We start from the raw sequence: 13424 nt of genomic DNA, 5'->3' as shown, positions 1-13424 counted from the left end.
GCGCGTCCGAGCCGCGCCTTAGCTGAGGATGCCGGCCGCGCGCGTCAAGCGCGTGACACCGGCACGTGACACCGGGAAGGCCACGCCCGGGTTCCGCAGCGCGACGTTGCACCGCACCATTTGCTTTTGCGATGCAACACGCCACATTCCCGTCCATGACGGACTCAGCCTCACTCCACGACACGGACCGGAGCGCGGATGACCGCGCCTCCCGCCCGCAGGCCGCTTCCGGCCCACACGCCCCCTCCGGGCCCCAGGCGGCCTCCGGGCCCCTGGGTCGCGGCCTCGTCGGCCCCCGGGCCGAGAAGGCGATCGCCCTCGCGCTCCAGGGCGGCGGCGCCCACGGCGCCTTCACCTGGGGCGTGCTCGACGCCCTGATCGAGGATGGCCGCCTCGCCTTCGAGGCGATCACCGGGGCGAGCGCCGGCGCCATGAACGCCGTCGTCCTGGTCGATGGCTGGCTGCGCGGCGGCCCCGACGGCGCACGCGCGCGGCTCGAGGCGTTCTGGCGCGAGGTCAGCTTCGACGCCGACCTGCCGCAGGCGCAGCAGACCGTCGTCGACGGGGTGATGAGCTTCTGGAAGACGACGCCCGTCGGGGCCTTCTGGAACGCCGTCGCCAGCCCCTACACGTCGAACCCGCTCAACATCAATCCGCTCAAGCGCGCGCTCGCCGACACGGTCGATTTCGAGGCGGTGCGCCGCGACGGACCGGCCGAATTGTTCATCTCGGCCACCAATGTCTGGACCGGCAAGATGGCGGTGTTCGAGCGCCCCGACCTCACGGTCGACCACCTGATGGCCTCGGCCTGCCTGCCGACGGTCTTCCAGGCGGTCGAGATCGACGGCGTGCCGCACTGGGACGGCGGCTATCTCGGCAACCCGCCGCTCTATCCCCTCTATCACGGCGCCCGGTCGCGCGACATCCTGCTCGTCCAGATCAACCCGGTCGAGCGCCGCGAGACGCCCCGCAGCCCGACCGAGATCCGCGACCGGCTCAACGAGATCACCTTCAACGCCAACCTGCTGCGCGAATTGCGGGCGATCGACTTCGTCGACGGCCTGATCGACGACGGGGTGCTCGGGCGCTCCAACGCCTACAAGCAGGTGCTGCTCCACCGCATCGACGGCAGCGGCGGCGCCCTCGACGACGCCTCGGCCTCCTCGCGCCTGCGGGCGCAGTGGCCGTTCTTCCTGGAACTTCGCGACGCCGGTCGCGAATCCGCGAAGGCGTGGCTGGAGCAGAACTACGATGCGGTCGGGCGCGAGAGCACCCTGGACCTGAAGGCGATGTATACCTGAGACGCGCCGCTTGAACCCTGCCCCCCTCGGCGGGGGAGGGTTCAGGTTCGTGTGACGGTCGCCCTCCCGCAGCGGCAGGCTTGACGGGCTGAAATATTAGTGCACCAATGCGCGGCATGATGCGGGGCAGCCGCGCCGTGGCACTGGCGGGCGATTCCCGTAAGGTGCCGGCGACGGTCCGATCCGTCGCCGATCAGGGGCCGGCAGAGCCCGCGCGAGAGCCAACGGGGGAAACATGACGATCACACGCCGCAGCGCGGTCGCGGGGCTCGCGGCCGGGGCGGGGCTCGCCGTCGCCGGGCAGGCCCGGGCCCAGCTCGCCCTGCCGAAGTCGCCCGTCGTCGTGACGGTGGTCGACGTCGCCGGCAACCTCGCCCTGACCCAGAAGGCGATCGAGGCCTATCGGCGGGCGCGGCCCGGCATCGTCTCGCGCTTCGCCTTCACCAAGGCGCCGGCGCCCGAGCTGCCCTCGAAGCTCAAGGCGCAGCAGGCCGCGGGCCGGGTCGACATCGACCTCGTGCTCACCGGCACCGACGGCATCGCCGCCGGCATCGAGCAGAAGCTGTGGGTCGACCTGAAGCCCCATGCCGGCCAGCTGCCGAAGCCCGCCGAGATCTACCAGCCCGCCGCGCTCCGGCTGAACGGCCTGGCGCAGGACCAGGGCCTGTGCGTCGCCTGGTATCCGTCGGGCCCGCTGATCGAGTACATGCCCGACCGCGTGAAGGCCGTGCCGACCACGGCGGACGAGCTTCTGGCCTGGGCGCGCCAGAACAAGGGCAAGTTCATGTATGCCCGCCCGGCCAATTCGGGCCCCGGCCGCACCTGGATCATGGGCCTGCCCTACATCCTCGGCGACAAGGATCCGACCGACCCGGACAAGGGCTGGGACAGGACCTGGGAGTACCTCAGGGCGATCGGCGAGACGGTCGATTACTATCCGGGCGGCACCTCGCAGACGATGAAGGAGCTCGGCGAAGGGAGCCGCGACATCATCGTCTCGACCACCGGCTGGGACATCAACCCGCGGGTGCTCGGCGTCGTGCCTGCGGAGGCCAAGGTCGGCACGCTCAAAGGGTTCCGCTGGGTCGCGGACGCCCACTACATGGCGGTGCCGAAGGGCGTGCCGGACGAGAAGCTCGCGGTCATCCTCGACCTGATGGCCTTCCTGCTCCAGCCGGCGCAGCAGGCCTACACCTACGACGAGGGCTACTTCTATCCGGGCCCCGCCGTGAAGGGCGTCACCCTCGACATGGCCCCGCCCGAGAGCCGCGCCGCGCTCAAGGAGTTCGGCCGGCCGGAATACGACCGGATGATCGCCGAGACCCCGATCGAGATGCCGCTCGACCCCGACAAGCTGGTGGTGGCCTTCCGCCGCTGGGACGAGCAGGTCGGCTCCGGCAAGAAGCGATAGCAACCGCGTCCGGAGACCGAAAGAGGCGCGACGCGGCAGGAGAGGAACCGGATGCCACGCCACCACGAGGCGCCGCAGGATCTGCGCGCGCCGCAGGATCTGCGGCTGAGCGGCCTGAGCCGCCGGTTCGGCGCGATGACCGCCCTCGACGGGCTCGACCTGACGATCCGGGGGGGCGAGTTCATCGCCCTCCTCGGGCCGTCGGGCTGCGGCAAGTCGACGGCGCTCAACTGCATCGCCGGGCTCCTGCCCCTCACCGGCGGGTCGATCCATCTCGGCGAGCGCCGCATCGACCGGCTCAAGCCCGAGGAGCGCGGCTTCGGCATGGTCTTCCAGAGCTACGCCCTGTTCCCTCACATGAACGTGGCGAAGAATGTCGGCTTCGGCCTCGCCATGCGGGGCATCAAGGGCGAGGCGGCGGCGCGGCGCGTCGACGACGCGCTCGCCCTCGTGCGGCTGCAGTCGCAGGCGGGAAAGCTCCCGGGCCAGATGTCCGGCGGCCAGCAGCAGCGGGTCGCCATCGCCCGGGCGATCGTGATCGAGCCGCCGGTGGTGCTGATGGACGAGCCGCTGTCGAACCTCGACGCCAAGCTCCGCCTCGAGATGCGGGCCGAGATCCGCCGCATCCACGACGCCATCGGCTCCACCACGATCTACGTCACCCACGACCAGGACGAGGCCCTCTCGATGGCCGACCGCGTCGTGGTGATGCGCGACGGGCGCATCCGTCAGGTCGGCACGCCGGAAGACCTCTACGAGCGCCCGGCCCATCCGGACGTCGCCGACTTCATGGGCTTCCGCAATCGCCTGTGCGGCCGGACGGTCGCGGTGGAGGGCGCGCGGGCCGAGGTCGAGATCTGCGGCACCCGCCTCTCCGGCACCTTGCGGGAGAGCCTGAGCCCCGGCGCCCCGGCGGTCGCGGCGATCCGCCCCGAGGACCTGACGCCCGCTTCCGAGGGCCTGCCGGCCCGGGTCGCGAGCGTGGAGTACCGTGGGCGGGCCTTCTTCGGCACCGCCGTGACCCAGGACGGGACCGAGCTGTTCTTCCGCTCCGACCGATTGGTGGCGCAGGACGAGGCCCTGCGCCTCGCCGCCGCCTCGCCCCGCGTGCTGGTCTTCCCCGGGGAGGCCGCGTGAGGTCCGCCTCGCTTCCCGCCGCGGCGCCGGCCGCATCCCCCGCCGAGAGGCCGCCGCTCTCGGTGCGGCTGTCCGCCCGCGGCCTCGACGGCACCACGCTCCTGGTGCTGCCGGCGCTCGTCGCGATCCTCGGGCTGTTCGTCTATCCCTTCGCCTACGGGCTCGTGCTGTCGCTGCAGCCGAAGGCCGGCGCCTGGTGGGCGAACTACGCCCGCTTCTTCTCCGATCCGTTCCTGTACGACACGATCGGCGCGACCTTGCGCCTGGCGCTCCCGGTCACGGTGCTCAACCTGGCGCTCGCCGTGCCGATCGCGCTGCGCGTGCGGCTGATGCGCCGCCAGCGCCTGCTGACCACCATCCTGGTCCTGCCGATCACGCTCGGCACCGTGCTGGTGGCGGAGGGCCTGCTCAACTTCCTCGGGCCGCAGGGCTGGTTCAACCGCACCCTCGTCTGGCTCGGGGTGATCGCGGGTCCGCTCAAGCTCACCAACAACTACTGGGGTGTCTTCGCCTCGCTCCTCATCACCGGCTTCCCGTTCGCGTTCCTGCTGACGCTGTCCTCGGTCACCGGCATCGACCCGGCGCTCGAGCAGGCGGCGGCGACCCACGGGGCCAATGCCTGGCAGCGCTTCACGAAGGTGATCCTGCCGCTGATCCTGCCGGGCCTCGCCGTCACCTTCTGCCTGTCCTTCGTCCAGGCTTTTTCGGTGTTTCCCTCCGCGGTGCTGCTCGGGGCACCCGCGGGCGCCACGCGGGTGATCTCGATCGCGGCCTACCAGGCGGCGTTCGAGGAATACGACTACTCCCTGGCCTCGGCGATCGCGATGATCATGGGCGCGGTTCAGCTCGCCATCGTGGCGGCTTTGCTCTGGGGGCGCAGCCTGCTCTATACCGGCCCGGTCGGAGGCACCAAGGGATGATCCGCGACACCGGCCTCGGCTCGCGCCTGTGGCGGATGGCGGTCTGGGCCGTCACGCTGCTGTTCTGCCTCAACCTCCTGGCGATGATCGCCGCGGTGGTGCTCAACTCCTTCGCCACGCGCTGGCTCGGCACTTGGCTGCCGCTTGGCTTCACCACGCGCTGGTACGCCTCGGCCTGGGACGAGTTCCAGCTCGGCGAGGTGCTGATCGTGACGCTCCAGGTCGTGTTCCTGGTGGTCTTCCTCTCCGGGCTCCTCGGCGTCACCGCGGCCTACGCCCTGGCGCGGCGCGACTTCCCGGGCAAGCGGCTGGTGATGCTGGTCTTCCTGCTGCCGCTGCTGGTGCCGCCGATCACCTACGGCATCCCGCTCGCCACGGTGCTCTACCAGGCGGGCCTCGCCGGCACGCTCTGGGGCGTGGTGCTGGCCAACCTCGTGCCGAGCGTGCCCTTCGTGGTCTTGGTGATGATCCCGTTCATCGAGCAGATCGACCCGCGCATCGAGGCGGCGGCCCGGGTCTTCGGCGCCGGCACCCGCCAGCTCTTCCTGCGGATCCTCCTGCCGCTCCTGATCCCCGGCATCCTGGCCGCCCTGCTGCTGGTGCTGGTGCGCACCATCGCGATGTTCGAATTGACCTTCCTGGTCGCCGGGCCGACGAGCCAGACGCTCGTCGTGGCGCTCTACTACGCCGTCTTCGCCGCCGGCGTGCGGGCCGGTCAGTCGATCGACGCGATGGCGGTGGTCTACATGGCGGTGACGCTGGTCTGGCTGGTGATCGCGCTCAGGTTCGTCAACCCGACGCAGATCGTGGCGCGGGCGAAGCAGCAGAGCGCCCATTGAGGCCGGTTCCCGACCTGTACCCCGTTCCGGACTCGGAATGGGGTCGGGCTTCGGGGTCGAGACCGATCGGCTCGACCGTGCGAAGGTTCGAAAGGGGTGGAAAGCGGCAGTTGGCTCATCGGCTGGAAGCGGATCTTCGGCTTTGCGCCCTCTCTGGTGCTGCCCGCCGCGTGCGCCTGAATTGTCCCGGCCAGCGCCAAGGCGCAAAGCAGGCTGGTTGTGTCACGCCGTCTTACTCGATCACCTCGTCGGCGCGGGCGAGGAGGGAGGCTGGAAGGGCGATGCCGATCTGCTGGGCGGCTTTCGAGTTGATGACCAGCTCGTACTTGGTCGGCTGCTCGACGGGCAGGTCGGCCGGCTTCTCGCCCTTCAGGATCTTGTCGACGTACCGCGCGGCGCGACGATAGAGGTCCAACAGGCTCGGCCCGTACGAGATCAGGCCCGCAACCTCGATGAACTCCCGAGTCGGGTAGATCGCGGCGATCCGGCGGCTCGCCACGAAGGCGGTGATGGCCTGCCGGTTCGAGAAGTTCCAAGGGTTTCGTGCGACCAACACGCCGCGCAACTGTTCCCGCGCGATGTGCGCGAAGGCGCCCTCGTAATCCAGGGACCTGTGCTCGGCATGTATCACCGTTGCGCCGAGCTTCTCCGCGGCGTTCCGGACAGCAACCGCAGCCGGGCTCTCCCAGTCGATCTTCAGTCCCAGGTAGCCGACCCGGGAAGCGTCCGGAGCGACCTCCCTCAAAAGCTCCAGCCTCTTGACCTCGAAGTCAGGCCCGGTGTTGCCAGTGAAGCCCGTGACATTGCCGCCCGGGCGGGCCAGGTTGGCCACGAGGCCTTGCAGGACGGGATCCGAGCTGTTCGCCATGACAATCGGCACCGTTCGCGTCAGGCGCTTGAAGGCGTGCGCAACCTCGTTGGCGCCGCCGCCCCCTGCTAGGACGACATCGGGCGAGGTCGCAAGGACGCGGGCCGCGATCTCGTCGATTTGCCCGACCTTGCCGTCCCCCGAATAGAACTCGAACTTCATCGTGCTGCCGTCGACATAGCCGAGTTCACGGAGACCCTGGAGGAAGGCTGTCACGAGCCCTTTCCAGGCATCTCCGTCCTGGGCGCCGACGAAACGGCCGAGGGGCGTGACGAACACGACTCGCGGGAGCTTGTCAGCCGATGTCGCATCTCGTGACCAGAGCACAGAGGCGACCTGGGCCGCGGTCAGACTCAGAACGTCGCGTCGTCGCATGTGAGCGGCCCCTCGTCGGGCGAAGACATCCAATCTAACTCCCCTCGCTCACTCTATCACCTCGTCGGTGCGGGCCAGGAGCGAGGGCGGGATTGCGAGGCCGAGCGCCTTGGCGGTCCTGAGATTGACCGCGATCTCGAAACTGGTTGGCGCCTGAACGGGAAGGCCGTCGGGGGTCACCCCGTTGGGGCTGATTGCCTGCAAGCGGACCTTCTGGAATTCAAATAAGGGTCGAAGGCCGCGCTTCGTGCAGCCAAGCCGATCGGGTTCCTACCCGAGAGATTGATCGATTCACCCCCGAAACCGCCACACCCCCGTCCGCTTGATCTCCGCATCCTCCAGCGCCCGCGTCACCGGCACCGCGTAGGTCGCCAGGGTCTCCAGCCGGTCCTTCGGCAGGTAGGCCCGGCCGGGATCGCCCAGCAGCACCCGGGCGCCGCGGGCGTGCAGCCCCGCGAGCCAGTCGCCGACCCGGGCGGCGAGGTCGCGCTCGTAGAAGATGTCGGCGGCGAGCACGCAGTCCCAGCCGTCGTCGCGGCCGATCAGGTCGGCGCCCTTCACGGTGATGCGCTCCGAGACCCCGTTCTCCGCCGCATTGAGGCTTATTGCCGCCAATGCGAACGGGTCGAGGTCGCTCGCCTCGACGCTGGCAGCGCCGGCCATCGCCGCCGCGATGGCGACAAGGCCGGAGCCGGAGGCGAAGTCGAGCACCCGGGCGCCGGCCACCATGCCGGGGTTCTCCAGAACGTAGGCGGCGAGGGCCTGGCCGCCGGCCCAGGCGAAGGCCCAGAACGGCGGCGGCAGGCCGATCTCGCCCAGTTCCTCCTCGGTGCGGCCCCACAACTCGGTCGCCTCGTCCGCCACGTGCAGGCGGATCGCCGGGGCGTGCGGCACCGGGCGCAACGCGGTATGGGCGCGGATGAAGGCGGCGGGCTCCATCAGGCGAGATCCGCGTAGAGCCGCAGGACGGCGCGGGTCACCGCGGCCTCGGTGAAGCCGCCGGTGATGACCCGGGCGCGGGCCGCCGCCCCCATCCGGGCGACGAGGGCGGGATCGGCGGCCAGTCGCGCCATCGCGGCGGCGAGCGCGGCGGGGTCGTCCGGCGGCACGATCAATCCTTCGATCCCGTCTCGCACCAGGGTGCGGCAGCCCGGCACGTCGGTGGTGAGAATCGCCCGGCCGCTCGCGGCGGCCTCGAGCAGCGCCCGCGGCAATCCTTCCCCGCCCCGCGACGGCAGGCAGGCGACGTGGGCTCGGGCGAGGGCCCCGGCGACGTCGTCGGTCGCGCCGTGCCAGACGACGCCGTCGCGGGACCAGTCGCGCAGGGTGGCGTCGGGAATCGCGCGTCGGTTCGAGGGATCGGGGGCGCCGTAGAGGGACAGCTCCAGGTGCGCGCCCTCGGCCCGGGCGCGCTGGGCGGCCTGCACGGCGGTGTCGATCCCCTTCGACCACAGCATCCGGGCGGTGAGCGCGATCCGCAGGGGAGGGTGCGGCGGCAGCGGCGTCGCCGGCCACGCCTCCGGGTCGATGCCGGCGCCGCCGATGACCGTGACCCGCGGGCTCTCCGGGTCGAGGCCGAGCAGCCGCGCGTCGTCCGGGTTCTCGAACAGGTAGCGGGTCCGGGCGGTCTCGAGCGGGCCGCGGATCAGGAGCCGCAAGGCCGTCCGGGCGAGGAGCCCGGCCCGGTCCTGCCGCGCGCCGATCAGCCCGAGGCCGGTGAGCGCGTAGACCCGGGACGGGATCCCGGCGAGCATCGCCGCCGCCCCGCCGACCAGGATGCCGCGGAGCGCGATGCAGTGGACGATGTCGGCCTTCAGCGCCTTGAGGATCGCCGCGAGCTGGCCGGCGGCATAGCCCGCCGCCATCGGGTTCAGGCTCGACCGCTCGGCCTCGAGCGCCACCACCCGGGCGCCGGTCGCGGCGATGGCCTCGCGATGCGCCCGCACCCGGGTGATCACCGAGACCGGGTGGCCGGCCGCCACGGCCGCCCGGGCCATCGGCAGGAAGTGCGAGGCGAAGAACCAGTCCTCGGTGACCACGAAGGCGACGTGCGCCCGCCGCGTCCCGTCCTCTCCCGCCCGTTCCGCCGCATCCCGTGGCTGCACCCGGTCTCTCCCCGCCAAAATCCCGTTCTCCCTACAGCCCGGCGGCGCCGGCGTCGCGGGGAAACGGCCGGCCAGGAACCCGCACAGGAACCCGCGCGGGCACGCGCCGGTTGAGTTCGACCGGAACCCCGTGAGGTCTTGAAGCCCATGCTGTCGGATCCCGAGACGGCGGAGAGTCCCGCCGAGGATCGCGTCGACACCCGCGACGCCGCCCGCGAGGCGGGCCTGCGCTACGTGAGCGACGAGGAGCCGGGCTATCGCCGCAAGCGCAACGGGCGCGGCTTCGCCTACGTCGATGCCAAGGGCGAGCGGGTGCGGGACGAGGCGGCTCTGGCACGCATCAGGTCCCTGGCGATCCCGCCGGCCTACACCGACGTGTGGATCTGCCGCCACGCCAACGGCCACATCCAGGCGACGGGGCGCGACGCCCGCGGCCGCAAGCAGTACCGCTACCATCCCGAGTTCCGCCAGGCCCGGGAGAGCACCAAGTTCGCCCACATGATGACCTTCGCCGAGGTGCTGCCGGGCATCCGGGCGACGGTCGAGGAGCATATGGGCCGGCGCGGCCTGCCGCGGGAGAAGGTGCTGGCCACCGTCGTGCACCTGCTCGAGACCACCCTGATCCGGGTCGGCAACGACGATTACGCCAAGCAGAACAAGAGCTACGGCCTCACCACCCTGCGCGACCCACATGTGAAAATCGAGGGCAGGGAACTGAAGTTCCGCTTCAAGGGCAAGAGCAACAAGGTCTGGGAGCTCGCCGTCCACGACCGCCGGGTGGCGAAGATCGTCAAGGCCTGCCAGGACCTGCCCGGCCAGGAGCTTTTTCAGTACCTCGACGAGGACGGGGTGCAGCGGGACGTGACCTCGGCCGACGTGAACGCGTACCTGCGCGAGATCACCGGACGCGACATCACCGCCAAGGATTTCCGCACCTGGTCCGGCACGGTGCTGGCCGCCATGGCTTTGCGTGAGTTCGAGGCCTTCGACAGCCAGGCGGTGGCCAAGCGCAACGTGCGGGCGGCGATCGAGCGGGTGGCCGAGCGGCTCGGCAACACGCCGACGATCTGCCGCAAATGCTACATCCACCCGGAGATCCTGGGCTGCTACCTCGAGGGCGAGCTGCTGCTCCAGGTCAAGGACGAGGTCGAGGCGGCGCTCCGCGACGAGATCGCCCGCCTGCGGCCCGAGGAGACGGCGGTGCTCGGCCTGCTCCAGGGCCGTCTCGCCCGGCTGGAGGCGACGCCCGCGACGGGGCGGTCGGCCAAGAGCGGCGAAGCGAAGAGCCGCAAGGACAAGGGGACCAAGGCCAAGAATGCCAAGGTCCGAACCCCCACATCATCGAACAGAAAAACGGCGGCCCGGAGGGCCGCCTGATCCCCGCGCCGCCCCTCAGTGAGGGACGGCGCGGTGAGCCTCGTGATTCATGCGCCGCAGGGGCCGGGCCTCGCCCTCGAGGACCGGCGCGAGGCCGATCTGCCGCGCGAGCTGGACCAGGTCCTTGAGCCGGCCGGTCTTGGTCTTGCGGCGCAGGTTGAGCCGGTGGGTCTCGACGGTGCGCACGCTGACGGTGAGGCGGCGGGCCACCTCCTTGTTGCTGAAGCCCGCGCTGAGGAAGCGCAGCACCTCGGCCTCCCGCGGGGTGAGCCCCAGGCTCTCGGCCGCCACCTCCTCGGGGGCCGGGGCCTCCGGGTCGCCCTCGTGCAGCGGCAGGCCGTGGGCGAGCGCCAGGATCGTGGCGCAGATGTCGCCCGGCGCAGCGGAGCGGGCCACGAAGGCGTCGGCCCCGGCGGCCGTGAGCCGGCCGATCTCCGCCGCATCCGCCGCCTGGAACGCCACCAGGATCCGGGCGCCGGGCGCCCGCTCGCGCAGGGAGGCCACCGCCGCCGGCCCGTATTCGGGCGCGAAGGCCAGGACGACGCAAGTCGTGTCCTGGTCCTTCAGCTCCTCCTCCCCGACGGTCCGTAATGCCGGGGTGTGTTCGAGCGTCGCCCGGAAGGCAGCGCCCAGATCCGACGGCTCGTTGATGATCAGAACCCTGACGGCGTCACTCATGCCGCTTGCCTCCGTCCCAGCGCGATACAGGCGCGGTGTCCACGGAGGACTCGGAACAAGCTCCGTTCCATCTTCGCAGGGGGGCGGCGGCCCGGCGCGACTCCGCGGCACCGGGAGGCCACGCCCGAGGGGAAGAGTGCCTAGGTAGACCGACTCCGCGTCAGGATGTCGCGAAAGCGTGGCCGTCGGAACCCGGAGCCCGGGAGAACGAGGCTTCTTCGCGCGAACCAGTTTGGAACGCGGGCCTCGGCACTTTCCCGCAATGGGTCAGGCCGGACGACCTCTTCCAGGAACAGGCCGACCGGCAGGGCCCGGTACGGCGTGAACGGAAACCGGGGCGCGAAGCCCGCACGGCGTCAGGGGGGGCTGGCCCCCTACCGCGACACGGCCGAGGGCTGCGGGGCCTCGGCGCCCGGGCGCAGCACGGCCAGGCGGAACGGCCCGCCCTGCGCCGCGGCATGCGCGACGGCCTCGTTCACGGCTGCGAGCGGGAAGGCCGTCACGGCGTACTCCTCCAGCCGCAGCAGACCCGCGCGCACGAGCCCGACCATCCGGATCACGGCCTCGGGCGGGTACATCCACTGACCCCGCACCGTGATGGCGTTGCGCATGATCCACGGATAGGGCAGCGCGAGGTCGTCCCCGCCGAGCATGCCGACGCCGCCCATCAGCACCACGCGGCCGTAGGGGCGCACGCTCATCACCGCGGCGCGCGCCACCGCGGCGTCGACGGAGGGCGGCAGGATGTCGAGCACGCAGTCGATCGGCGCAGGCGCCGCCGCCATCATCCTGGCCCGGTCCGCCGCCGCGTCGCCGGTCAGCCTCACGGGGCGGACCCGGTCGCCGAAGCGCCGGGCGAGGTCGGCGAGGACGGCCGCGTTGCGGCCCGGGGCGACCACGCAGCCCGCCCCCATGGCAAGGCCCGCCGCGATCGCGGCGCTGCCGAAATGGCCGGTCGCCCCGCTGACCAGCAGCGTCTCGCCCGCCTGGAGATTCGCTGCCAGCAGGCCGCCAAAGGGGACGAGCAGGGTGTTGATCGCGCACCAGGGCGCGGCCTCCTCCGGGGTCAGGGCGCCGATGCGGATCGCGTTCTCGGTCGGCACGCGCACCTGCTCGGCGAAAGCGCCGTGCCGGTGATAGCCCTGGAGCCTCTGGCCGCCCTCGCCCCGCGCGCTCCAGCCCTGGAGCACGATGTCGGGCATCACGGCGTCGTCGCGCGAGCGCACGGTCGGGTCGCAGAAGACCCAGTCGCCGACCCGGAGCTTCGTCGCGTCGGGCCCGACCGTGCGCACCCGGCCGACCGCGCCGCAGCCGGGGATGACCGGCGGCGGCAGGAGGTACCGGCGCGCGCCAGAAAAGACCTCGTCGGCGTAGGACAGAACCGGGGCGGCCACGACGTCGACGATCACCTCGCCGGTCCCGATCACCGGATCCGGCACCTCCTCGACGACGAGCGGCGATCCGAACGCCTTGAGCACGGCAGCCTGCATCTCTCGATCCCTCGCTGGAACGCGGGGCAGGATGGGGCCTGTCGCGCAGCGAAGAAGGACTGGTATGATCCTGGGATCAAGCGACCCACCTCGCGAGGCACGCGTGAGCGATCCCCGGCAGAAGGCCTTCGGCGACTTCCTGCGCTCGCGGCGCGAGCAGCTCGATCCCGCCGCCCTCGCGCTGCCCTCGATCAGCCGCCGCCGGACCCCGGGCCTGCGCCGCGAGGAGGTGGCGCAGCGCGCCGGCATCGGCATCGACTGGTACGTGCGCCTGGAGCAGGGGCGCGACGTCAGCCCCTCCGTCACCACCCTCGACGCCCTGGCCCGGGCGCTCTGCCTGAACGAGGCCGAGCACGCGCATCTGCGTGCCCTGTCCCGCAGCGTGAGGCCCGGCGCCTTCGTGCGCGAGGAGGTGCCACCGACGATCCGGCGCCTCGTCGCCGAGATGCGCCAGCCGGCCTACGTCACGGGCCGGCGCTGGGACCTGCTGGCGTGGAACGCGGCTGCCGCCGACCTCTTCGGATTCGACGCCGTGCCCGAACCGGAGCGCAACATCCTGCTCTTCGTCCTCACCGACGCGCGGGCGCGGGCGCTGTTCGGGGAGGCTTGGCCTGAGGAGGCGCAGCGCATGGTGGCGCAGTTCCGCGCCGCTCACGACCTCTCCGCGGCGGACCCGGCCTTCATCGATCTCCTGGATCGCCTGGCGGAGGGGTGCCCGCTCTTCGCGACCTGGTGGGAAGCGCACGAGGTGCGCGGCGGCGGGACCGGGCGGAAGGTGCTGCACCACCCGCGGCACGGCCGGCTCGCCTTCGACTACGCGACCTTCCAGGCGAACGGCGATCCGGCCCTCAGGCTCGCGATCTACGTCCCGGGCGATCCGTAGACGGCTCGGGGCGGCGCGGGCTTCGGTCGGCCCGCACCGT

13 protein-coding genes are annotated in these 13424 nt (G+C 71.5%); 7 read left to right on the top strand and 6 right to left on the bottom strand.

Annotated elements, in window-relative coordinates:
• The first annotated feature begins 131 nt into the window (after positions 1-131).
• The 5 genes from EU555_RS12150 (at position 132) to EU555_RS12130 (ending at position 5608) form a co-directional block, all read left to right on the top strand.
• Complete coding sequence (locus EU555_RS12150) at positions 132-1301, top strand: patatin-like phospholipase family protein (protein WP_167858523.1); 1170 nt, start codon at positions 132-134, stop codon at positions 1299-1301.
• 235 nt (positions 1302-1536) lie between these two features.
• Positions 1537-2712 (top strand): ABC transporter substrate-binding protein, encoded by a 1176-nt coding sequence (locus EU555_RS12145; protein ID WP_135414910.1) that lies wholly within the window; start codon positions 1537-1539, stop codon positions 2710-2712.
• 51 nt (positions 2713-2763) lie between these two features.
• Complete coding sequence (locus EU555_RS12140; RefSeq protein WP_135414909.1) at positions 2764-3849, top strand: ABC transporter ATP-binding protein; 1086 nt, start codon at positions 2764-2766, stop codon at positions 3847-3849.
• Positions 3846-4769 (top strand): ABC transporter permease, encoded by a 924-nt coding sequence (locus tag EU555_RS12135; protein ID WP_425375110.1) that lies wholly within the window; start codon positions 3846-3848, stop codon positions 4767-4769. The genes EU555_RS12140 and EU555_RS12135 overlap by 4 nt, the downstream gene beginning before the upstream one ends.
• Positions 4766-5608 (top strand): ABC transporter permease, encoded by an 843-nt coding sequence (locus tag EU555_RS12130; RefSeq protein WP_135414908.1) that lies wholly within the window; start codon positions 4766-4768, stop codon positions 5606-5608. The genes EU555_RS12135 and EU555_RS12130 overlap by 4 nt, the downstream gene beginning before the upstream one ends.
• A 232-nt stretch (positions 5609-5840) precedes the next feature.
• Here EU555_RS12130 and EU555_RS12125 read toward each other — a convergent pair whose 3' ends face one another.
• The 4 genes from EU555_RS12125 to EU555_RS12115 all read right to left on the bottom strand — a co-directional run bounded on the left by EU555_RS12125 (position 5841) and on the right by EU555_RS12115 (position 8956).
• Positions 5841-6851: an ABC transporter substrate-binding protein gene (locus tag EU555_RS12125; protein ID WP_135414907.1), complete on the bottom strand. Its 1011-nt coding sequence runs from the start codon at positions 6849-6851 to the stop codon at positions 5841-5843.
• A 48-nt stretch (positions 6852-6899) separates the two neighbouring features.
• Complete coding sequence (locus EU555_RS36115; protein ID WP_167858520.1) at positions 6900-7055, bottom strand: hypothetical protein; 156 nt, start codon at positions 7053-7055, stop codon at positions 6900-6902.
• An 87-nt stretch (positions 7056-7142) separates the two neighbouring features.
• Positions 7143-7790, bottom strand: coding sequence for a class I SAM-dependent methyltransferase (locus EU555_RS12120; protein ID WP_135414906.1), 648 nt, complete (start codon positions 7788-7790; stop codon positions 7143-7145).
• The gene (locus EU555_RS12115; protein WP_245524273.1) at positions 7790-8956 is read right to left on the bottom strand and encodes a glycosyltransferase; all 1167 of its coding nucleotides are present in this window, start codon (positions 8954-8956) and stop codon (positions 7790-7792) included. Before EU555_RS12115 ends, EU555_RS12120 begins: the two co-directional genes overlap by 1 nt.
• Before the next feature lie 147 nt (positions 8957-9103).
• Here EU555_RS12115 and EU555_RS12110 point away from each other — a divergent pair, with 147 nt between their 5' ends.
• Positions 9104-10333 carry a DNA topoisomerase IB gene (locus EU555_RS12110; protein ID WP_135414905.1) on the top strand — a complete coding sequence of 410 codons (1230 nt, stop codon included), beginning with the start codon at positions 9104-9106 and terminating at the stop codon, positions 10331-10333.
• Between the two features lie 15 nt (positions 10334-10348).
• On the opposite strand, the gene EU555_RS12105 is transcribed toward EU555_RS12110, so the two are convergent.
• Both EU555_RS12105 and EU555_RS12100 read right to left on the bottom strand, forming a co-directional pair.
• Positions 10349-11011, bottom strand: a complete 663-nt coding sequence (locus EU555_RS12105) for a response regulator transcription factor (RefSeq protein WP_135414904.1) — start codon at positions 11009-11011, stop codon at positions 10349-10351.
• 374 nt (positions 11012-11385) lie between these two features.
• A complete protein-coding gene (locus tag EU555_RS12100) occupies positions 11386-12501 on the bottom strand; it encodes an alcohol dehydrogenase catalytic domain-containing protein (protein WP_135414903.1) in 1116 nt (371 codons plus the stop codon).
• Positions 12502-12604: 103 nt separating this feature from the next.
• Between EU555_RS12100 and EU555_RS12095 the strand changes: the two genes are divergently transcribed.
• The gene (locus tag EU555_RS12095) at positions 12605-13384 is read left to right on the top strand and encodes a helix-turn-helix transcriptional regulator (protein WP_135414902.1); all 780 of its coding nucleotides are present in this window, start codon (positions 12605-12607) and stop codon (positions 13382-13384) included.
• Positions 13385-13424 lie beyond the last annotated feature (40 nt).

The organism is Methylobacterium nonmethylotrophicum, from assembly GCF_004745635.1.
GTDB lineage: Bacteria > Pseudomonadota > Alphaproteobacteria > Rhizobiales > Beijerinckiaceae > Methylobacterium > Methylobacterium nonmethylotrophicum.
The sequence above is the reverse complement of the archived record's forward strand: the minus strand, read 5'-3'. Positions and strand labels throughout refer to the sequence as shown.